The sequence below is a fragment of the Caldinitratiruptor microaerophilus genome, assembly GCF_025999835.1.
In the GTDB taxonomy this organism is placed as follows: domain Bacteria; phylum Bacillota; class Sulfobacillia; order Symbiobacteriales; family ZC4RG38; genus Caldinitratiruptor; species Caldinitratiruptor microaerophilus.
The window spans coordinates 1,655,289-1,675,650 of record NZ_AP025628.1; the positions used below are offsets into that span (position 1 = coordinate 1,655,289).

Sequence of the window (20,362 nt, forward strand, 5' to 3'; positions counted from 1 at the left end):
CTCCTTCCGCGCCCGGCACGGCGGCGCAGGCTCCCGCCGCCGGAAGGAAGCGCAAGCTCGGGATGGCCATCGACCTGGACCGGTGCCTGGGCTGCTGGGCCTGCGCCATCGCCTGCAAGGAGGAGAACAACATCCCGCTCGGGTTGTGGTGGAACCGGGTGCTCACGGCTGGCGGCGGGGATGACGACGTGGAGGAGCCCGAGGGGCTCGGCATGGTCCTGGAGGGCCCGCTGACCGAGGGAGCCGGGGATCCCTTGCAGATGGGCTACCTGCCCCTCTCCTGCCAGCACTGCGAGGATCCGCCGTGCGCGAAGGTATGCCCGACCGGGGCCACGTACAAGCGAGACCAAGACGGGATCGTCCTCGTCGACTACGACAAGTGCATCGGCTGCCGCTACTGCATGGCGGCGTGCCCGTACGGCGTGCGCGTGTTCAACTGGGGCAAGGCGCGCCGGGTGCCGGACTTCGACTACGGCGAGGTGGCGGCGCGGCCGGCCGGCGTGGTGGAGAAGTGCACGTTCTGCGTCCACCTCGTCGACCGGGGCGAGCTGCCCGCCTGCGTGGCGGCCTGCCCGGGCCAGGCAAGGATCTTTGGCGACCTGAACGACCCGGACAGCGCGGTCTCCCGGGCGATCGTGGCCAAGGGCGGCTTCCGGCTGCTGGAGGACAAGAACACCCGGCCGCAGGTCTTCTACCTCTCCTCGCGGAGGAGGCGGGTGCTGTGATGGCACGGCGCGCGTGGATGCTCTTCCTGGGAGCCCTGACCGCGGCGGGAATGGCGGCCTGGGCCTACCAGCTCGCCCGGGGGCTCACCGTCACCGGACTGACCAACACGGTGAGCTGGGGGCTCTACATCATCGTGTTCATGTTCCTGGTCGGCCTGAGCGCCGGCGGGCTCATCGTCGCCGCAGGGGCTCAGCTCATGGGCGGGCGGCAGTACCGGCCGCTCGCGCCGGTGGCGGTCCTGGTCTCGGCAGTGTGCATCGCCCTGGCGGCACTCATGATCCTGCCCGATCTCGGCCGCCCGGACCGCGTGCTGCGGGTCCTCGTGTCGGCCCGGTGGTCGTCCCCCCTCGTGTGGGACGTCTACATCATCCTGACGTACCTCACGATCTCGCTCGTGGACCTGTGGCTCCTCACCCGGCCCCACGAGGACGAGCGGGCGGTCAGCATCCTCTCCGCCTTCGCTTTGCCGGTCGCGGTCCTGGTGCACTCGGTCACCGCCTGGATCTTCGGGCTCCTGCAGGCCCGGCCGTTCTGGAACTCGCCGCTCATGGCCCCGTTCTTCGTGTCCTCCGCCCTCGTCTCCGGCCTCTCCCTGGTGCTGCTGGTGGCCTTCGCGGCCCGCCGGTGGCTGGGCCTGCGGGTGGAGGACCCCGTCCGGGACGGGCTCGGCAAGCTCCTGGCCCTGTTCGTCGCCGTCGACCTCTACTTCCTCGGCAGCGAGGTCCTGACCACCGCGTACTCCGGTTCGGCCGACCACCAGGCGCAGCTGGACCTTCTCCTGCGCGGCCCGCTGGCCCCGTCCTTCTGGGTCGAGGTGGCGCTCGGCGTCTTCGCGTTCGTGGTGTTCGCGGCGCGCCGCACCCGCCTCTCCATCCCCTGGGCCGCCGCCGGCGCCGGTGCCGCCATCGCGGGCGTGTTCCTGAAGCGCGTCAACATCGTGATGGCGTCCATGATGCTGCCCCTCGTCCATCTGCCGCCGGGACTGACCTCCGGCCGGCCTGCTACCCCGCCTGCCTCCATCTGGCGCACCGTCGGGCAGTACACCCCGACGTGGGTAGAGGTCGTGATCGTCCTCGGCCTGCTCGCCCTCGGGTCGCTCGTCGTCACGGCCGCCCTGCCGTGGGCCGTCCGGGCCGCGCGGGGTGGCGCGAAGGCCGTCGCGAAGCCGAGCGGTGGCCCCGTCCTAGCCTCGGCGTCGGACGGACGGGCTGCTCCCTCAAGGTAAACGTTTGGGCCGGCTCGTGTGACACGGGCGCCCTCCGGACAGGAAAGTCGTTCCCGACTCTCTTCAACGGACCGGAAGCACTCCCTGACAAGGGGCCTCGCAAACAGCCAGGGCGCCATGCCCGGGACCGCGGCAGAGAACGTGAAGGTGCAACAGAAGAACCCCATCTGCACTCCCCGGCGAGCTATAGGAAAGTAATCGAGGAGGTCCGTGCAGATTTATAGAGAGGGCCAATGCTTAATCCCAGTATCCATTGACGTTTCCTATTGACAATGTCAATGGCTTGACGGGGGTGGCATTGGTATTGTCTATTGAAGGTGGGGGTTTCCCTTGACCCGTTCTGCGACAACGGGACGTCCCGAGGGGGGTCGTTCATCGTGTCGCAGCCGGACGTGAAGGGCCGACATGCGGGTCTTGATCGCTGATGACGCGGCACTGGTGCGTCGGGCACTGGCAATCATCTTGGAGGACCAGGGCCACGTGGTCGTGGAAGCGGGTACCGGCGGCGAAGCCGTGACCCGCTACTTCGCGAACCGGCCGGACCTGGTGCTGATGGACGTTGCGATGCCCGGAATGAATGGAGTCACGACTGCAGACCTCATCCGTCGTGAGGACGGACAAGCAAGGATCGTCTTCATCAGTGCGGTTGTCTCTGATGGGCTTGTGCGGGCTGCACAGCGTTTGGGAGCTCTGGGGGTGCTCCTGAAGCCACTGGATGTGGGGCAGCTCCACAAGTTTTTGGAGGTTGAAAACATACCAATTCAGACGGAACTGTAAGTTTTCGTCACATTTGTGGGGGAACAGGAACGGGGGCGACATCTCGTCCTGCGCGGCTGCTCGGCGCCGAACCGAAGCCCACGGGAGTGTCGCCTCATGTCGAGTCGGGATGTTCGGCCCAGCGGGGACCTTCTGGGAGGTCGCACTGTAACAATCGCGTTCCAGCCCATCGTGGATATGTCGAATGAAGACATATTCGGCTACGAGGTGCTGGTGCGCGACTCCGGCGGCAGTACCGGCGCCAACGGGCTCGTCCGTCAGGCTCTCGCCCGTGGCGAGATGAACCGCCTGGACCGGCGGGTGCTCACCCTGTGCATTCGCCAGAGGACCGTCTGGGCCGGACTCCCGCTCTTCGTGAACATCGGCCCCCTTTCCCACCCGGATGTTGACGTCATGGCCCGGGCTTACCGGCGGTGGGTCGTGGCTCACGGACTCGACCCTGCGCGGATCGTGTTCGAGATCAGCGAACGCGTGCCCATCGTCGGCGGCCCCGGGCTGGCCTGCGCGCGCGCTTTGCGGGCAGCCGGGTTCGGCATCGCCCTGGACGACGTCGGGACTGGCTTGTCGGGACTCGGCGCACTCATCGAGGTGAGGCCTGATTACATCAAGGTCGACGGCACCATCACCCGGGCAACCGCCCAGGACCCCTGGGCACAGCAGGTCGTTGCAGGGCTCGTTTCGCTCGCGGCCAACGTGGGCATCCGGTTGATCGCCGAAGGGATCGAAACGGGGGAGCACTTGCGGGCCGTCATCCGCCTGGGCGTGCGATACGTCCAGGGCTACTACCTGGGACGTCCCGTCGTGTACGCAGGCGACCCGACGCCGTTCACCGGCCGTGTCGGGGGCCTGCGGTGACCGACGTATTCCATCCGGGGTAAACCCGTCGAAAGGCGGGGGCACAAAGCCACGGGTCTACGGCCGGTCGGCCAGGATCGCCGGGCTGCTGGGATACGCCGTACAGGTGGGGCCTTGGGCTCCTCACAGTGGCCATTCGAGCAGAGCGCTGGGGGCTCAGGTCCTCCCACCCGGAGGCAAGTGTATCTGCAGGCGGAAGAGAAGGAGCGCTGCACACGGATGATCCTTGAAGGTGTCCTGATCGGGGTCCTGTGGGGGTGGACGCGACGAGGAACGCTCCGCCGCCTGGTCTCCCTCCCGCTGCGGCAGCCATGGTGGTTCCTGGTCGGACTCCTGCTCCAAGAGGGCGCGATCTTGCTGCGAGCTCAGGGATGGCTGCCGCCGTGGTCTGTACCCGTAGCCGTCCTGCTGGCCCACGTCTGCATCATCGCCGGGCTCGTTGCAAACCGGCACCTACCGGGCACAGGATGGCTGGCCGCCGGGACACTCCTCAACCTCTTGGTCATCGCCGCCCATGGCGGTCGGATGCCCGTTCTGGACTCCGCCATACGCGCCGCCGGACTCGACGGATTTCGGTGGATGCTGACCGCAGGGGCCGCCAGTAAGTACACCCTTCTTCCAGATGGCGATCCGTGGGCGGTCCTGGCAGACAGCATCCCTCTCTACCCTCCTTATTACCCCCTGCGCCGGGTCGCGAGCCTCGGCGACATCGTCGGCATGGTAGGCATGGCGGAGATCGTCGGCCTCGGCATGCAGGGGCAGGGGAAGCGTTCCCAGGCACCAGCAGGTCGGGTCATCTAGACGGGTGATCGAGATTTGGGGCTGGCGGGCAAGATTCGCCCGAACGGGGAAAGGAGGGGTAACATGAAGCGCTGGCTCTGGCTGGTACTCACGCTGGCGGCCCTGGCGGCCGTCGCTGCGTCCCGCTTCCCGTGGAAGGGCTAGTCGCTTTCGGCGCCCTTTGCGAGTGATCCCCTCGCTTCCAGACTGAGTTCGCTGCCCGCCAGCCCTATCCCCATTCCGGTACCGCATGTCGCCACGGAACCACCGGGACCTGTTGTCGGAGTGATAGGCATGCCGTACCGAGCCTACGCGTTGGCGATCCTGGTCGCGGGTATCGGGGCAGCCATCGTAACGAAAGCTGCACTGGAGATTACAGGCCTCCTTGCATTTGATTTTGTTCTTCTTATCTTGTTGAGTTCTCTATTTGAACTTTATCCCGTTTCCCTCCCGAGTGGAAGACATCTCTCCCTGGGAAGCGCCTTCTCGCTAGCAGGACTCATCTTGCTGGGTCCTTCTCACTACGTCGTGATTGAAGGTATTGCTGGGCTGTTGGGTATACCACATGGGGAAAAGAGATGGAAGTGGCTATTCATTAGCCTTTCGAATGTGGGCCAATACGTCATCGCAGCGTATCTAACGGCACGAGTATACGTGGTAGTAGGGGGGCGTCCCGGGGCGCTCGACTGGGCGATCCCTCTTCGGTTGGCAGTCAGTTCGGCCGTCTACATCGTTTCAAACGTCGGATTGGTCAGCTCGCTCGACTGGGCAACGAACGGCCGTGCTCCTCTCCACACCGCGAAGGCCTTGTTGGAGGACGGTGGCCCCGGGTTCCTGGTTACGGCCGGTTTCGGGCTCGCGATGGCATATGCTTGGAAGGCCGGCGGCTGGCCTCAGGTGGCACTCCTTTGTTTCGCTATCCTGGCCTTTCGCCATGCCGTGCAACTGTACCTGGAGATGAAGCGGCGGTGGCTCAACGCCATCGCGCAGGCGCAGGTCCTCGGGGCGCACGGCCATGCCAAGCTGGCTCAGTCCCACTCCCACATGGTGGCAGACCTGTCCCGGGAGCTGGCAACCCGGCTTGGGCTTCCCCAGGACGAGATCGACCTCGTGCACGTCGCCGCCCTCGTTCATGACGTCGGCGAGGTCGAAGTGGCTCCGCGCGTCGTGGCCGCCTACTACCGAGGTGCCGTGCTGACTCTGAACGACGCCCAGGAGTACCAGCGCCATGCCGTCGTCGGGGGCGAGATGGCTGCCCGTCTTTCCGGCGTGGATCGGGTCGGCGTCATGGTTCGACACCACCACGAACACTGGGACGGTACCGGCTACCCGGACCGCCTCGCGGGGCAGGCGATCCCCCTGGGCGCCCGGATCCTGGCCGCCGCGGAGGCGGCCACCATGATCGCCATCCGGGAACCCCACCTCTCTCGGCAGGAGCTCATCCAGAAGGTGGCCGCGCTGTCTGGTACGGTGCTCGATCCGGCCATCACCCCGAAGTTGATCGAGATCCTCGGCAGCGACGACCCGATCCTCGCCGAACCCGGATCCGCCGTGCCCACGGGTACGGACATCTCCAAGCAACTGCTCGAAGCGGTGGGAGAGCCCACGTTACTCGAACTCCTCGATGTCGGGCACATCTTGCATTACAAGGGCGGTCACTTCTACCTGACCACGGGAGAGCCTGCATCACCGATCCATGGCCTTCCGGAACTGGTGGAGCTGTCGCTCCGGCAGGGGCAACCCGTGCGGCAGCAACTCGCCGACGCGTCCAGGCAACGCATCTACGAGGTCTTCTGTGTACCACTGGCCGAAACAGCCATCGTCCTGATGCTGGATATCACGAACTTGCTCTCGGCCGAACGGGAACAGCGCCGGCGCCTGCAACAGGCGTACAAGGACGTCCTCTTTGCGGTCACCCGCGGCAAACTGCGCTTCCTGGACGAGACCGACCTGCGCGCGCTCCTGACAGAGGGAGAGGTCTTCGCCTCCCTCGCTTTCCAACACCCCAGGCAGGTTCGGGAGTGCCGGCAAGCTGCGATCGACCTGGCCGCGCAACACGCCCTCGCGGATCGGTCGTTCCCGCTCGCCCTCTGCGTGTCGGAAGCAGTTACCAACGTTCTCAAGCACGCCGGCCGCGGTCAGTTCGAAGCCAGGGTGATCCACGATGGCATCCGCATCGTGGTCACCGATTCCGGTGCCGGGATTCCTCTGGACATCCTGCCCAACGCGATTCTGGTCGACGGCTTTTCCACCAAGGAGTCGCTCGGAAAGGGCTTCAACTTGATGCTCCACTACATGGATCGTGTCTGGATTTACACCTCGCCGGAAGGGACGACGGTGGTCCTCGACGTTGTTCGCCAGAGAAAAACGGAAACCGGAGATAAATACGACGCCGAGGCAGTCCACGAACCTGAGGGGGGCTGAATTATGCTGCGAGCAATCCCGTACCATCCAGACGATGACTCCGTTCGGATTCGACTCGAGGGTGAACTGGACATGGATACCTTGCCCGAACTGATCGCCGTGCTCGACAGCGTTGGCGAAGCGGCAAGGGTGGTGCTGGATTGCGAAGCCCTCGACTTCATCGATTCCACCGGCGTGGGGTATTTGCTGCGATGGGGACTCCGGCGCAAAGCAGAAGGGCGAGAACTGCAGTTGATCAATCTCAAACCGGATATCTGGGAAACCCTGAACGTCCTGGGTTTCTTTGCGGTTCTGGCACAGTGACGGGGGAATCGGGATGACACACCCAACCAGAAGCAAGACTAACATTCGTTCTGGATCGGGCGACGGTATATTTCATTTTCGGCAGTCCGATCTGGAACTGGCTTACCAGATACAGTTCACTTTCCTTCACGGTTCCCCGCCTACGATTCCAGACACCTCCCTCTCCGGCGTAAGCCTGCCCGCCCAGGTCATGGGGGGGGACTACTTCGACTTCCTCCTCACGCCCCGCGGGACGGTGCGAATGTGCGTTGGCGACGTCATGGGGAAGGGCCTGGCTGCCTCCATGCTCATGCTCATGGCGCGCGTAGCCATCCGAGCCCTGTCGGACATCGCCGACTCACCGGGCACACTACTGCACGAGGCAAACCGGATCCTCTACCCCGATTTCCATCGCCTCGGGTCCTTTCTCACACTGTGCTTCATTGAATACCACCCGGCGACGCGAGCCCTGGCGTGCGCCAACGCCGGTCACCTCCGTCCGCTGATTTACCGTTCTGCGAGAGAGATCGTGGAAGTCGACGTCAACGGAATGATGATGGGCGTCCTGCCGGATTCCTCCTACGAAGTGACCTCCCTCACCCTGTCACCCGGCGACACGGTGATCCTCTACTCGGACGGCGTGATCGAAGCCACCAGGCCCGACCGACAACCGATCGGGAAGCGCGGATTCTACGAGATACTCCGCGGTCTGCCCCCGGAACTTCCCCTTCCGGTTCTCCAAGAGCGGGTGCTGCAGGCGTTGCGGCAGCACACGGGGGCTCAGCCCCAGCGCGACGACATGACGCTTGCCTTCCTGCGAGCAGGCGCCCCGGCTGATCAGAAGGTCTAGCCGCCAGAACGGAGGTGGGGGTCGTGCTCGGGTTCCTGTTTCGGTGGCGTCGAAAGCAAGAGGCACCCGGCCTCCAGAACCAGTCCGGCTCGTCCCGCGCCACCCAACCCGAATGGCTGGGCTCCTCGCCTGCGTCGCGCCAAGATGGGTACGTGGAACTCGTGGGATCCCAGCTGCGCGTCGTGGAACCCACAGGCCCGGGGGGCGATTGGCCTCTCGTGGTCCCCGGCCCCGGGGTCACTGTCCGCTGCAACGGGGTCGTGATGACCGCGCCCTTTGTCGCAACCAAGGCACACCGCATCGAAGTCGAGGTGGAGACAGGCGAACAGGAGCTTCGTCCCCGCCACTTCCGGGTCGAGCTGGCTTCCGACCGCATGACAGCAGAGCTATGGCTGGAATCCGCCGAGACCCAGCGTGAAGTCCTGGTGAATCCGGGTAAGGTCCGCGTTCTGGAACTGAAGACGCAGACGGTCAGGGAGACACGTCCGAACCCACCGGTCGAGGCAATCCTCTCGGAACTGGAGCGCCTCGGTGTGACCGAAGGGATCGACCGCGCGGCTGTCGAAAGTTTGTTGAGCCAACCGGTAGAAACGCGAGGGATCATCGCCAGGGGGACACCGCCCACTCCGCCCCGCGACGCCAGGGTCGAGTGGATGGTTGAAACCGGCCACGCCACCATCGTCAAGCCGGGCACGCTGCTGGCCAAGGTGTTCCCTTCCGAGCCGGGCAAGCCGGGTAGAGACCTCACCGGCAACATCGTTCCGCCTCCCGCCGCCCCTCCGGTATCGATCACCCTCGCGGCGGGAGAAGGAACGACTCTGACTCCGGACAGGACCGGGATCGTCGCCATTACAGAGGGACGGCCAGCCATCGAAGAACAGGATGGCACCATCCGTGTCAAGATCATCCCCGTGCTCGTGCATCGCGACGACCTGTCGGCGAACACCGGCACCATCTTCTTTCACGGAGATGTGCACGTCCTCGGGCACGTCATGGAGGGCACCCACATCGCCTGTGACGGTGATATCTGGATCGAGGGAAATGTGGAGCGTTCGCTCATCCATGCCGGCGGACGCGCCACGCTGAAAGGACGAGTGATTCGAAGCCGCATCCGCGTCGGCAAACCCGCCGCCCAGACGTCAGGGCTCCTTCCCAAGCTGATCGGTCTGCGCGATCTGCTGAGCCAACTCGAAACGGCATCCGTTCAAGTTCTCCACTGTTTTCGCCCACGTTATTTGTCGCCGCGTTGACCGGAGTGGTTGGCGCTGGAAGGGGACCAGGAGATAGGTGTGGAAGAGCCTGGGGAGGTCGAGCCTCCCCGTTTTCGCGTGGGAGGTGGAAATAAAGACACCTGCCCCGGGCCGAATTTCCCAGCCGAGCCCCGGGGCAGGCTTCAGAGGAGTTACCTCTGCGTGTCCATCATACTGCCCCTTGCGGTCTCAGTCAAAGCGTACTTACGCCGGTACGGCCGTGACGGGCCCGCACTGGCGCTTCGTTGTGCAGGCTGCGGCCGGCAGATGCGGAAACATGGCGCCCACCATCGGTCGGCGGTCACTCGCCGGCGCATCTACCGCATTCCCATCTACCGCTGGTTCTGTCCCCGGTGCAAGCACACGTGCTCGGTCTTGCCGGACTTTCTACGTCCGTACGCCCGCTTTGTCACGCTGCTGCGGGAAGTGGTCGTGCGCCGGCGCCTTCAGCGAGGAAGGTCGTGGAGGGATCTCACCTGGGAAATCAGTTCACCGGCGGTCAGTGTGGTGTCGGAGCGCACGCTGCGCCGGTGGGTGCGCACGGTTCGCAGTATCGCGGGGAATTGGGGACAGTTCCTGACCGCCTGGCTGCTGGAACAGCGACCCGCCGTCGACGTTTTCACGCTGGTCCCCCGCCACGAGGGTCCCGACGCCACCTTTCATTTTTTGCTCGCGCTGGGTGACTGGCTCCGGCGGCAGATGTCCGTGGACCCTGCCCGCCACCGTGGGCTGTTTGCGTTCCTGAACGGCTTTTGCGAGGCCCCGGCGCCTCTGTGAGGTACGGCTCCCCCCCACCACAAACTTTGTCCCTCCCGGCTGGCTCGGCGTGCCGGCCATAATGGCGGCAACGACGCCAGCAGGGGAGGGATTCCATGGACGAGCAGCAGCGGGAAGAGATCGCCACGTTCCGCTGGAGCCTCATCGCCCCCGTACTGACCCAGAACCTGAGCCCGTCCGAGCGCCAGCGCCTGTTGCGGGAGATCGCCGGGCACCCGCACGAGATCCCTTCCAGTGACAAGACCCGAGTCGGGCTCAGGACGCTGCAGCGCTGGGTCCAGGCCTACCGGCAGCACGGGTTCGAGGGGCTCAAACCGCACACCCGGGCGGATGCGGACCAGGGCCGGGCCGTTCCCCCGGAGGTCCTGGAAGCGGCGATCGCCTTGCGGCGGGCGGTGCCCGACCGTAGTGTGCAACAGATCATCGCCTTGCTCGAGCTGGACGGAAAGGTCGCACCCGGGCGTCTCAAACGCACCACCCTGGGCCGCTACCTGGCCCGGGCAGGCTGCACCCGCCAGGAGTTGCGCAGCAAAGCCGCCCGGAGTTTGCTCCGCCGGTTTGAGGCCCAACACCGCAACGACCTGTGGCAAGGAGACGTCCTGCACGCCCTGTCGCTGCCGGTGCCGGGACAACCCGGGAAGCGGCGCCAAGTCTACCTCATGGCTTTCCTCGACGACCATAGCCGAGTCGTTTACGGCCAGATGTATTTCGAGGAGAAGCTCCCCCGCCTGGAGGACTGCCTCAAACGCACCATCCTCCGCTACGGCCTGCCCCGCCAGATCTACGTGGACAACGGGGCGATCTACTCCACCCGCCACCTGGCCCGGATCTGCGCCAAGCTCGGGATCCGCCTCAGCCACTCCCGCCCCTACCGACCCCAGGGGCGGGGAAAGGTTGAAAAGTTTTTCCAGTACGTCCGCCGCAGCTTTGTACCCGAAGCGCACGCGCTGGTCGAAGCCGGCCAGCTCCGCACCCTGGACGAACTCAACGAGTTCTTCTGGGCCTGGCTCGAGGTGGCCTACCTCAGTCGCCCCCACGGCAGCACCCACCAGACCCCCCGCCAGCGGTTCGAGGCGGACACCGAGCCCTTGCGCCGCATCGACCCTACGGCCCTGCGGGAGGTGTTCCTCTGGGAGGAGCAGCGGGTCGTCGACAAGACCGGATGCTTCTCCCTGCATGGGAACCGCTACGAGGTCGACGCCGCCCTCAGCGGCCACCGGGTGCTCCTGCGCTACGACCCCTACGACCTCAGCCAGATCCAGGTCTGGCACGAGGGAAAGCGTTTCCCGGACGCTGCCCCCCTCCAGCTCCGCCGCACTCACCACCACGCCGTCCCTGCCCCGGCCCAACCCCCGTCCAGCGACGGGATGAACTTCCTCACCCTGGCCCGCAAGCACCACGAGGCCGAGAAGCAGCGCCGCCTGGGTCAGACCTCTTACGCTCGCCTGGTCGGCCACAAGGACGGTGAGCCGTCACGCTGACCGAGTACTTCGGCCTCAAAGCGGTGCCCTTCGCCAGGGAGATTCCCACCGACCGGCTGTTCCCCGCTCCCCAGCACCAGGAACTGCTTGCTCGCCTCCAGTACGCCATCCGCCACCGCGCGTTCGCGGTCGTCACGGGTGAGGTCGGCGCCGGGAAGTCCACCGCCATCCGGGCCCTGTACGATCAGCTCGACCGGACCCGCCACCTGTTCGTGTACATCGCCGACTCCCGTCTCACCCCCAGCGCGTTCTACCGAGACGTGCTCACCCAGCTTGGGGTGGCCCCGCCTTCTCTGTTCCACGGGCGGGAGGTGAAACGGCTTTTCGAGCGCACCATCCTGGACGGTTACACCACCAACGGCCGTCAGCCAGTGATCGTCATCGACGAGGCCCACCTCCTCAGCGGCGCCATGCTCCAGGAGGTCCGCTTCCTCCTGAACTTCCACATGGACTCCATCTCGCCGCTGACGTTCATCCTCGCCGGCCAGAGCGAACTCCGGGGGCTGCTCCGGCTTCGCACCTTCGAGGCCATCGCCCAGCGGGTTCAGGTGCGCTTCCACCTCACCGGCCTCGGGGAGGCCGAGACTCTGGCCTACATCCAGCACCATCTCCACCTGGCCGGCGCCGACCGGCCCCTCTTCTCCGAGCAGGCCCTGCGCAAGATCGTCACGGAGTCCCGGGGCATCCCGCGGGTCATCAACACGATCTGCACGAGCTGCCTCCTGGACGCTTGCGCCCATGACCAGCGCCTAGTGGAGGAGGCCCACGTCGAGCGGGTGCTGCTCGAGCTGCAGGATACCCAGGCCCCCAGAGGAGGTAGCCCGTGGTGACAGATTCTGGCCTGCAACACGCCGGGGTTTCGCTGCGGCTTTACGGGTACGAGATCACCGACCTGCTCGACCTGCTGGAGGCCGCCATCCGGCAGGCCACGACCGGAGATGGGGTCCGGCGCGGCCAGGCGGTCACGGCGTTCATCCTGAGTTACCGTCTGCTCCACCGGTTACGGAACCTGAAGAGCCGGCCCACGTGCCGGCTCGACCTTCCCGTCTTCCGGTACATCGAGGACTACGAGGCTTGGTGGTGGCGCCTCTACCGGGAGTTCGTTCACAGCCCCGGGGTCAACCACCCGTACGGCCCCGGCGGATTCTAGTGGCTGCCGGCCCTGCATTTCGGACTCTGGGGCGCATCCTTACCACGGGCTGCGCCCCTTCAGCGCCAGTGGGCCGGTCACATCTCATGAACGGCCATGACATCGTCGCTGGTCACCGGAGCGACAAATAACGCGGTCAGCAACATCCACCATCCACGTTACTCGCAGGTAGCACAGGGCAAGCTGAGGCCCGTTTTGAACCTCCTTCTTCAGCACCGTTTTACGCAATTCGAATCGTTTCTCAGTGCCATCCGGGGCGGGCTGGCGGATGCATCCAGCTCTGCTCGCGCCCACCTGGAAGAACTGACTCAGTCGCTGCAAGCTCTCGCCGACACGAACAACGACGAGGTCACGCTGGAGTACCTGCAGAATACCATCCGCCTCGCATCGGAGAGCATCGATTCGATCAAGAAATGGGCCAACCCGCCCACGGACAATCGCGTGGAACTCTACTACTCTTTCGCATCCGAATTGGAATGCACAGGACCTCTCGTTGTCAGCGGACCGGGCATTGAAAGCACGATAATTCACGCTACAGGACCCGTGGACATCCACGGCTACATGCGCGGCGGATACATTAAATGCGCGCGAAACGTGAGCATCGGCCAGATCGGTACTCCAGCAGGAAAGACGACCGAAGTGGTCGTTCCAGAGGGTTATTCGATCCTGGCAAATAAAGTATATCCGAACACGATTCTTCAAGTCGGCCAGATCAAGCATAAATTCCAACGCGAACACTCTATGGTGCAGTTTTCAGCGGCGACCGCGGAAACATATCGCCACGGATGATCTTCGGGGGTGCCGGGAGGGAAGTCACCCATGTCGTCTGCACCCTATACGATTCATTTGACGGGAAGTCTCGATATCGAAACCGCGGATACGCTCGTCGAACAAGTCCAGGCAGCCGCCAAACACCATGAAACGATCCGCCTTGACCTGTCCGAACTTGGATTCCTCGACTCGACCGGGGTGGGCGCTCTTGTACGCCTTCACCAGGAGTTGCAACAACAAGGGCGTGAATTACAGCTGTACGGCGTGTCTCCCGATATCCGGGAGTTGCTCAGCTTGCTCGGGGTGCTGAGTATTCTCAACGTCTCTTGAAACGCTTGTCCACGCTTCCCGAGAAAAGGTGTACGGCTTCCTCCCCCTCCTCAATGCCGTGCCGGCGGAGAGGAACTTGCCTGCCCGTCACCAGTCCTCCCCTGTTTCCGCCTGAGCCCGGAGCCACAGGGCACATTCTACCCGCTTTTTCACCAGAGCACAGCCGACCGGGTCCGGCTGGTGGATGTCGCCGGTGACGAGCTCCGCGTTGGCGTGGCAACCACCGCTACAGTAGTAACGGACCCAGCACTCCCTGCAACCGGCCTTGGAGTACACATGACAGTTGACCAGTTCCTGCTGGACCTCGGTGGCGGTGATCCCGGTCCACACGGTGCCCAGCTTGAACCGAGGCCGCCCCACGAACTGGTGGCACGGGTACAGGTCGCCTTCGGGGGTCACCGCGAGGTACTGCAGACCCGCACCGCAGCCCTGAATCCGCCGGGGAAGGCAGGGACCCTGGTCCGCCTCCAGCGCAAAGTGGTGGAAGACCGCCACCTTACCCTGTCGCTGACGTTCTGCCAAGATCGCCGCGAGCCGTTCATACTCTGCCGCCACCGCCGGGATGTGCTCCGGGCGCAGGGCGTTGGGATCCTCCGGGCGCAACACCACGGGCTCGATGGCAAAATGCGGCGCGCCGATGACATCCATCAGGTGTACCGCGTCCTCGGCGAAATCCAGGTTCCGACTGGTGAAAGTGCCCCGCACCACCGCGTAAGCTCCCGCCCCGGAAACCCCCTGGGCAGCACCGTGGGCCCAGGCCGGTACGCCACCCGGTGCCCGCCTGGCCAACACGGCCCGTACCGCCTGCGCTACCCCGTCGTAAGAACCGCTGCGCATGGCATCGTGCACCCATGGCCGGCCATCGACGCTCAGGATGAGGCTCACCCGTTCACGGTCCAGGAAGTCCAGGATTTCCGGAGTCAGCAAGGTACCGTTGGTGGTCAGGGTAAAGACCATCTCCTTGCCCGCGGCAGCGGCGGCCTGCCGGGCATAGCGAACGGTGTCCTGCACCACGGGCCAGTTGAGTAGGGGTTCCCCGCCGAAGAAGTCCACCTCGCACACCGGCCGCTCCCGGGAGAGCCGGAGCAACAGGTCTACGGCCTGCCGGGCCACCGCCGCCGGCATGAGGGCACCGGGGCCCCCGTAGCGGCCCTTGTCGGCAAAGCAGTACGTACAGGACAGGTTGCAGGCGTGGGCAACGTTCAGGCAGATGGCCCGCAGAGGCTCGTCGCCCCGGGGCAGTAGGTCCCCCCAGTCGGGCTCCGGGGAGAAGAGCCAGCCCCGCTCGACCAGTTCATCCAACTCGGCCAGCGCCTCGTCCACGGCTTCGGCGCCGAAGCGGCCCCTGAGGGGAGCCAGGGTTTCCGGAGTGCAGTCGTCGGGGTAGTACTCCAAAAGCTCCCAGACCAGGTCATCAACCTGGTGCAGGCTGCCGCTGTGCACGTCCAGGACCAGTTTGCGGCCGTGCACTTCAAACCGGTGGATCTGCCCCCTGGACAAGAGCGAAGACTCCCTTCGGACGACGCCAGGCGCGAGCAGGGCGGGTTGCGGCCACTGGGCCAGGGCCCGCCCCCCGTCCTGCTCTAACCGGCCGTTGTGACGGCGCTCGTGGTGGAGTTCAGCAGGGTGCTCACCGGGCAGACGATGTTTCCCACGGTACATGAGGTCTTACAGGCCGACTGGCAGGAGACGGCACACTCGGTGCAGCCCCTGTACTTCGCCGTTTCCTGCAGGGCTGGGGCCACCACCGTCTTGATGTGCTTGGCCACTTTGACACCCCCCGGGAAATCAATCCTGTGGCAGATTATATCATCGTCATCCGCGGCCCGCGTACACGGCCGGAGGAAACCCAGCGAACGTACTGGTCCAGGTCGCCTAATGTGGGCCGTAGAGGCCGCACGGGGCGGTGGGCAGGCGTACACGGGCCTGTGCCGCGAGATACCAGTGGCCCGCTGCGATCTGGGCCCGGAAGTCGCGGAAGTCGTCCACGAGGACGTCGAGACCTGTGGTGCCCACATACGTTGGTGGCTCATATGCAGGTCATGACGAATTCCGGCCCCGGGAACCAGTCCCGGGACCGGAATCGTCCTTTCGTCTGGTGCGCGGTAGTGGGCTCGAACCACTGACCTCCTGAACGTCAATCAGGTGCTCTCCCAGCTGAGCTAACCGCGCAGGTTGGTGGAGCTAAGGGGAGTCGAACCCCTGACCTCGTGAATGCCATTCACGCGCTCTCCCAACTGAGCTATAGCCCCACATCCCGTCCCGGCCGGCGGCCCGCTGCCTCAACCCGGGACACCAAGTATTATAGGTCCTCCCGGGAGAGGGCGCAAGTGGCCATGCTGGGTTCCCCGGGTCTGGCAACCAGGCGTCTCACTCGGGCAGGGCCTTACGGGAGCGCAGCCCCCGGTGCACGAAGTACGTACCCACGACCACCACCACGGCGACCAGGACAGAGAGCACCAGCCCCCCGCGGCCGACGCCCAGCCGGCCCAGAAGCCCGGCCAGCGAAACCCCGAGGCCGATCCAGAGGATCGCCCACGCCAGGTTCAGAACCAGCATGAAGGGGGCAAACCGCCGCAGGGGGACCCGGGCCAGTCCGGCCAGCCACAGGCTCTGCCCGAAGCCCCAGTTGATCCACCGCGTGAAGAACAGGACGCGCAGGCCGTGCCGGTGGAACCAGGACTCCAGCCGCTCGAGTCGCGAGGCCGACACCCCGGCCCAGGACGACATCCGCTCCACGAGCCGCCGGCCGCCCAGGTACCCGACGCCGTACCCCGCGAAGTTGCCGATCACCGTCGTGACCCATGCGAGCAGAACGAGCAGCCAGAATGGGTACCGACCGGCGTGGGCGAGCGCACCCGACAGCACGAACGGGATCTCCGCCGGCAGCGGCAGACCGGCACCCTCGATCACGAACAGGAGCCCGACGCCCCACAGCCCCAGGGCCGCCAGGCGGCTCACCCACGCCTCGAGCACCCGGCCGACCTACCTCCCTGCATCGCCCGCGAGAACACATCATGCGGGGTGGGATTCTCCGCTCGCCTTCCGGGCTCCTTCCAGCCGCGGTGGCCCAGGGGCGGCGGGCGACCCCGGTCAGGACCCGACGAACCGGATCGGGTTGACGAAATACGGGTCGCGAAGGCCCTCGACGAACGCCCGCCGGCTCTCGGGGCTACTGTCCAGCCGGTACTGCCTGGGCCCTTCCGTCCCGTTCCACCACACCGCGATCTTGATCTCGCGGAAGTCGGTCTTGAGAGCTTCGAACATGTCCCGGATCCACTGCGCCTTGTCGCCCGGCCCGCTGTGGCTGGCGAACTCGGTGATCATGAGCGGCTTGCCCGGGTACAGCCGCCGGTACTCGTCGTACGGAGGTCCGTACGCCTCGCGGAAGGTCCGCCAACGGCTGCCCGGGTTCGAATTGCCCAGGTTGTACGCGGTGAGCCCGACCCAGTCGACGTATCGGGACCCCGGCCAGTAGACCGTGTGGTGGTTCCACTTCCAGTTCGGGAACGCCGTGTCGTTGGGGTTCCAGACCCAGATGGCGTTATCCGCCCCTTCGGCGCGGAAGATCTCCCACACGTAGCGCCAGGCCTGGCGGTAGAGTTCCGAGTCCTTCCCGTACTGGAATGCGCCCCACGGCACCCAGTCCGTGTTCATCTCGTTGTCGAGTCGGAAGAAGAATGGCCGGCCCCACTCCCGGGCCGCCTGAGCGTACGTACGCAGGTACTCGTCGAACTCACCGCTCAGGATTCGCAAGGTGAGGCTCAGGGGCTCGCTGTAGACGCGCTCGCGCTCGACCGGGTGCCACGACTGGAGCGTGAGCATCACGAGGCGGCCGTCCCGGGCAGCCATCTCGAGCTCTGCCGTCGGGAAGGGCTGGCCGAAGGACTGGTACGTCATGAGCACCCCGAAACGCACCCCGAGGTCCTTCTCGTACTCCCGGAAACCTGCGTAGTTCCAGGTCGGCCCCGGTGCGAGGAGAGGATCGAAAATCCCCCAGATCAGGCCGCTTTCGGGTACCTCCCAGCGAAGCGGCGTCCGGCCCTGCCACTCCCGCCAGTCCCGGCCAGCGGGTGGGTCCGGCAGCTGCTGGCGCGGAGGGGAGCCGTCCGGTACGACCGACCGCGCCAGGTCCAGCTGGGCCCGCTGCGCGGCGACGTACTCGGACTCGGTCGCCTTGAGGAGGATGGTCACCACGAGGCGCGGGGATTCGACCAGGTCGATCTCACGGTAGAAGCGCCGGTCCTCCTGCAGCCGGAGCAAGGCCGGCCGGCTCCACGACACGATGCGGGCCGTCTTGCCGGCTAGCGTCGCGGACTCGTCGCCGAGGAGGCGGATCCCGTTCCACTGCTTGAGCACGGAACGGTGGCCGTACTCAATGTAGGTGCGCGCGTCCGCCAGGTCGGCGCGCAGGTCCTGCACGTACACCTCCATGACCGCCCCCGGGGCCTGCAGCCGCGTCATGACCGCCGGCGCGGCGTCATCTACCCGCCACCCCGGTGGCAGGCGAAAACGCACGCCGTTCCCCGAGTAGACCTGGGACGGGTGCGAGGGCCCGGTCGGGACGGCCGTCCGCGTCCCCGCCGGATCCACCGGTAGCCGCGCAGCCACCTGTCCTCCGGGATCGAGGACCGCGACGGCTCCCGGCAGGTCTACCGGGCGGCGGACCGAGCCAGGCGTACTACCGGCCGCCGAACCGACCAGGAACGAGAGCGCCGTTGCCAGGGTGAAAACCCTTGCCAACCTGGACAGTACCTACCCCACCCCTTAGGCACCCGAGGCAAATGAAACGGCCCCGGACGGTCTCCCGCACCGGGGCCCCGACTGACGCTCTGGCGGAGAGAGTGGGATTCGAACCCACGCCACGGGGTTACCCCCGTGCTAACGGTTTAGCAAACCGTCCCCTTCGGCCTCTTGGGTATCTCTCCACCCGCTGGGGCGCGGCTTGCCGCCACCTGACGACGAACCGGCGCGAATGCAATATACCACGGCACCGCACGGAGCGTCAACCGGAGTAACTGTCGCGGCCGTGTCAAGCTTCGGTAGGTGACCCGACAAGGCCCGAATTTTTTGGTTCGTTATGCACTCCGCGGCAGCGCCCTCACAAGCTCACGTAGCACGTACTTGACCCACGGCGAGCCGGCAGCTGGTCCGCTGAGCGCCGGCAGGTTCACCCGCAGCCATGCCTCCGGATCATTCAGTTCCCCGGGCTGCACCCGAATCGCCGTCGAGCCGGTTGCCTGGCGCAACACCTCCGACTGCATCGGCCAGGCCTGCCGCCCCATCACCGCCAATTCCCCGTTCGCCCGGGCCGCCAGCAGCCGCACCAGATGGTCCGCTCCCCTGTCACTCCACTGCGCTCCATGGCGCTTCATCCGTCGGGCGACATGGTGGAACACCTGCCCCTCAATGGTGCCCAAACTGTCTGCGGCCCCGGAACGGCAGATGCCGTCCCAGTTCTCCTGCAGGTACTTCCGCAGCCCTGCCACACGCTTGCGCTGCGCCCCACGACTGGCCCGCTCGGCCGTCGCCAGCACCTGCTCCACCTGGCTCCAGTCCTTGACCTTCAGGGCCTCCACCGCCTTCCGGTAGGCCTCCTCGTCATGCGACAGACCCTCCAGCAGCGCCCGGCGGAGGTGGAACGGGTCCAGCTGGTACCTCGCTCCGGCAAACGTCCCCGCCCACTGCTTCACCCACGGGGCACCGTCGCCGCCCACCACCACGTCCTGTACCGCACTCAGATCCCACTTGCTGCCGAAATCCGCATACGTCTGCTCCGAGAAGACCTCCGCACTGGCCAAGCCTGCGGTCACCCGGCGCTCTACCAGTTGCCACCGGTTTTGCCCGACTTGCTCTTTGCCCTCATAGCCGACCGCCAGCTTCAGCCCCAGGTGCCTGTGGGCTCCCCGGGGACCACGGCCTTGGACCACCACCTCGTCCACCTCAATCCGCAACCGCTCGGTCCGCCGCTGCCCCGCCGGCACCTCGCCACGGTCGAACACTGCACGGCGCTGCGCTTCGGCTTGCTCCACCCGTACAGCGCCCACCTCCTGGACCTCACGCCAGACGCTCATCGCTCGGACATCCATGCCCCCCAGCGTGAGCTTCGCCAGCACCGCCGCCGCCCGGTGGTACGGCATCTCCGCGGCCATCGCCACCGCCAGTTCTGTGGCCCACGGCGACAGCCGCTGGCGGGCTGTCCACCCCAGCGCCTCGTCCAGCAGGAAATGGCCTTCCCCGCTCTGACGGTCCCGGTAGTACCGCCGCCGCACCTGCACCTTCCCAAACGGCGTCACGATCGTCCGCGGCTTGCTGTGCACCAACTCATATCGCGCCGCGTCCCGCCGGCGCATCAGCTCGTCGTCCAGCCGGTGCAACGCCAGCACCAGCGCCCGTCGCGCCACCTCCTGCACCAGCCGGAAGATCCCCTTCTCCAGTTCCATGAAGTCGTGGCGGGTCCGCAGCAACTCCGAGATCCCATGCACCAGCAGCAGGATTAGGTCCATGATCTCACGAACTAGCCACATCGAGACCTCACCCATTACCAGGCCTTGTCGGGATGGTTGCTACCGCAACCTACCAGGTGAGGTCTCATTCTTTGTTGTCCCCACCATCTCCTCCCGAAATGTTATCCGGCCAACTGTCGCATCGGAAGCCCTGCGCTTACAGCGAGGCTGTCTGCGG

Annotated in this window: 20 protein-coding genes, 3 tRNA genes and 1 riboswitch; of the genes, 15 read left to right on the top strand and 8 right to left on the bottom strand. The window is 65.7% G+C overall.

Annotated elements, in window-relative coordinates; all coding sequences use genetic code 11:
* Positions 1 to 62: 62 nt before the first annotated feature.
* From caldi_RS08015 to caldi_RS08085, 15 genes are all read left to right on the top strand, one after another.
* Positions 63 to 725: a 4Fe-4S dicluster domain-containing protein gene (locus tag caldi_RS08015; protein WP_264844754.1), complete on the top strand. Its 663-nt coding sequence runs from the start codon at positions 63 to 65 to the stop codon at positions 723 to 725.
* A complete protein-coding gene (gene nrfD, locus caldi_RS08020; protein WP_264844576.1) occupies positions 725 to 1,951 on the top strand; it encodes an NrfD/PsrC family molybdoenzyme membrane anchor subunit in 1,227 nt (408 codons plus the stop codon). Before caldi_RS08015 ends, nrfD begins: the two co-directional genes overlap by 1 nt.
* 405 nt (positions 1,952 to 2,356) lie before the next feature.
* Positions 2,357 to 2,728: a response regulator transcription factor gene (locus caldi_RS08025; RefSeq protein WP_264844577.1), complete on the top strand. Its 372-nt coding sequence runs from the start codon at positions 2,357 to 2,359 to the stop codon at positions 2,726 to 2,728.
* Between the two features lie 96 nt (positions 2,729 to 2,824).
* Positions 2,825 to 3,583: an EAL domain-containing protein gene (locus tag caldi_RS08030; protein WP_264844578.1), complete on the top strand. Its 759-nt coding sequence runs from the start codon at positions 2,825 to 2,827 to the stop codon at positions 3,581 to 3,583.
* Positions 3,584 to 3,591: 8 nt separating this feature from the next.
* A riboswitch (cyclic di-GMP riboswitch) is annotated at positions 3,592 to 3,676 on the top strand.
* A gap of 126 nt (positions 3,677 to 3,802) precedes the next feature.
* On the top strand, positions 3,803 to 4,384 hold the full coding sequence (locus caldi_RS08035) for a DUF5317 domain-containing protein (RefSeq protein WP_264844579.1): 582 nt from the start codon (positions 3,803 to 3,805) through the stop codon (positions 4,382 to 4,384).
* Between the two features lie 684 nt (positions 4,385 to 5,068).
* Positions 5,069 to 6,787 carry an HD domain-containing phosphohydrolase gene (locus caldi_RS08040; protein WP_264844580.1) on the top strand — a complete coding sequence of 573 codons (1,719 nt, stop codon included), beginning with the start codon at positions 5,069 to 5,071 and terminating at the stop codon, positions 6,785 to 6,787.
* A 3-nt stretch (positions 6,788 to 6,790) separates the two neighbouring features.
* On the top strand, positions 6,791 to 7,090 hold the full coding sequence (locus tag caldi_RS08045) for an STAS domain-containing protein (protein ID WP_264844581.1): 300 nt from the start codon (positions 6,791 to 6,793) through the stop codon (positions 7,088 to 7,090).
* 190 nt (positions 7,091 to 7,280) lie between these two features.
* Positions 7,281 to 7,919: a PP2C family protein-serine/threonine phosphatase gene (locus tag caldi_RS08050; protein ID WP_264844755.1), complete on the top strand. Its 639-nt coding sequence runs from the start codon at positions 7,281 to 7,283 to the stop codon at positions 7,917 to 7,919.
* A 23-nt stretch (positions 7,920 to 7,942) separates the two neighbouring features.
* Positions 7,943 to 9,169 (top strand): FapA family protein, encoded by a 1,227-nt coding sequence (locus tag caldi_RS08055; RefSeq protein WP_264844582.1) that lies wholly within the window; start codon positions 7,943 to 7,945, stop codon positions 9,167 to 9,169.
* 162 nt (positions 9,170 to 9,331) lie between these two features.
* Positions 9,332 to 9,946, top strand: a complete 615-nt coding sequence (locus caldi_RS08060; RefSeq protein WP_264843435.1) for a DUF6431 domain-containing protein — start codon at positions 9,332 to 9,334, stop codon at positions 9,944 to 9,946.
* A gap of 95 nt (positions 9,947 to 10,041) precedes the next feature.
* Complete coding sequence (locus caldi_RS08065) at positions 10,042 to 11,427, top strand: DDE-type integrase/transposase/recombinase (protein ID WP_264841556.1); 1,386 nt, start codon at positions 10,042 to 10,044, stop codon at positions 11,425 to 11,427.
* 23 nt (positions 11,428 to 11,450) lie between these two features.
* Positions 11,451 to 12,257, top strand: coding sequence for an ExeA family protein (locus caldi_RS08070; protein ID WP_264841555.1), 807 nt, complete (start codon positions 11,451 to 11,453; stop codon positions 12,255 to 12,257).
* A complete protein-coding gene (locus caldi_RS08075; protein ID WP_264843437.1) occupies positions 12,254 to 12,577 on the top strand; it encodes a hypothetical protein in 324 nt (107 codons plus the stop codon). The genes caldi_RS08070 and caldi_RS08075 overlap by 4 nt, the downstream gene beginning before the upstream one ends.
* Positions 12,578 to 12,673: 96 nt before the next feature.
* On the top strand, positions 12,674 to 13,366 hold the full coding sequence (locus tag caldi_RS08080; protein WP_264844583.1) for a hypothetical protein: 693 nt from the start codon (positions 12,674 to 12,676) through the stop codon (positions 13,364 to 13,366).
* Between the two features lie 30 nt (positions 13,367 to 13,396).
* The gene (locus caldi_RS08085; RefSeq protein WP_264844584.1) at positions 13,397 to 13,678 is read left to right on the top strand and encodes an STAS domain-containing protein; all 282 of its coding nucleotides are present in this window, start codon (positions 13,397 to 13,399) and stop codon (positions 13,676 to 13,678) included.
* A gap of 87 nt (positions 13,679 to 13,765) precedes the next feature.
* Here the strand turns inward: caldi_RS08085 and scfB are convergent, their stop codons facing one another.
* From scfB to caldi_RS08125, 8 genes are all read right to left on the bottom strand, one after another.
* A complete protein-coding gene (gene scfB, locus caldi_RS08090; protein ID WP_264844585.1) occupies positions 13,766 to 15,178 on the bottom strand; it encodes a thioether cross-link-forming SCIFF peptide maturase in 1,413 nt (470 codons plus the stop codon).
* Between the two features lie 83 nt (positions 15,179 to 15,261).
* The gene (scfA, locus tag caldi_RS08095; protein ID WP_264844586.1) at positions 15,262 to 15,447 is read right to left on the bottom strand and encodes a six-cysteine ranthipeptide SCIFF; all 186 of its coding nucleotides are present in this window, start codon (positions 15,445 to 15,447) and stop codon (positions 15,262 to 15,264) included.
* 327 nt (positions 15,448 to 15,774) lie between these two features.
* A tRNA-Val gene (locus caldi_RS08100) sits at positions 15,775 to 15,850 on the bottom strand.
* Between the two features lie 4 nt (positions 15,851 to 15,854).
* Positions 15,855 to 15,930 (bottom strand) — tRNA-Ala (locus caldi_RS08105).
* A 118-nt stretch (positions 15,931 to 16,048) separates the two neighbouring features.
* Positions 16,049 to 16,654 (bottom strand): DedA family protein, encoded by a 606-nt coding sequence (locus tag caldi_RS08110; RefSeq protein WP_264844587.1) that lies wholly within the window; start codon positions 16,652 to 16,654, stop codon positions 16,049 to 16,051.
* A gap of 117 nt (positions 16,655 to 16,771) precedes the next feature.
* Positions 16,772 to 18,421, bottom strand: a complete 1,650-nt coding sequence (locus tag caldi_RS08115) for a glycoside hydrolase family 26 protein (RefSeq protein ID WP_264844588.1) — start codon at positions 18,419 to 18,421, stop codon at positions 16,772 to 16,774.
* 90 nt (positions 18,422 to 18,511) lie between these two features.
* Positions 18,512 to 18,606, bottom strand: a tRNA-Ser gene (locus tag caldi_RS08120).
* Positions 18,607 to 18,756: 150 nt separating this feature from the next.
* Positions 18,757 to 20,220, bottom strand: coding sequence for an ISLre2 family transposase (locus caldi_RS08125; protein ID WP_264841566.1), 1,464 nt, complete (start codon positions 20,218 to 20,220; stop codon positions 18,757 to 18,759).
* Positions 20,221 to 20,362 lie beyond the last annotated feature (142 nt).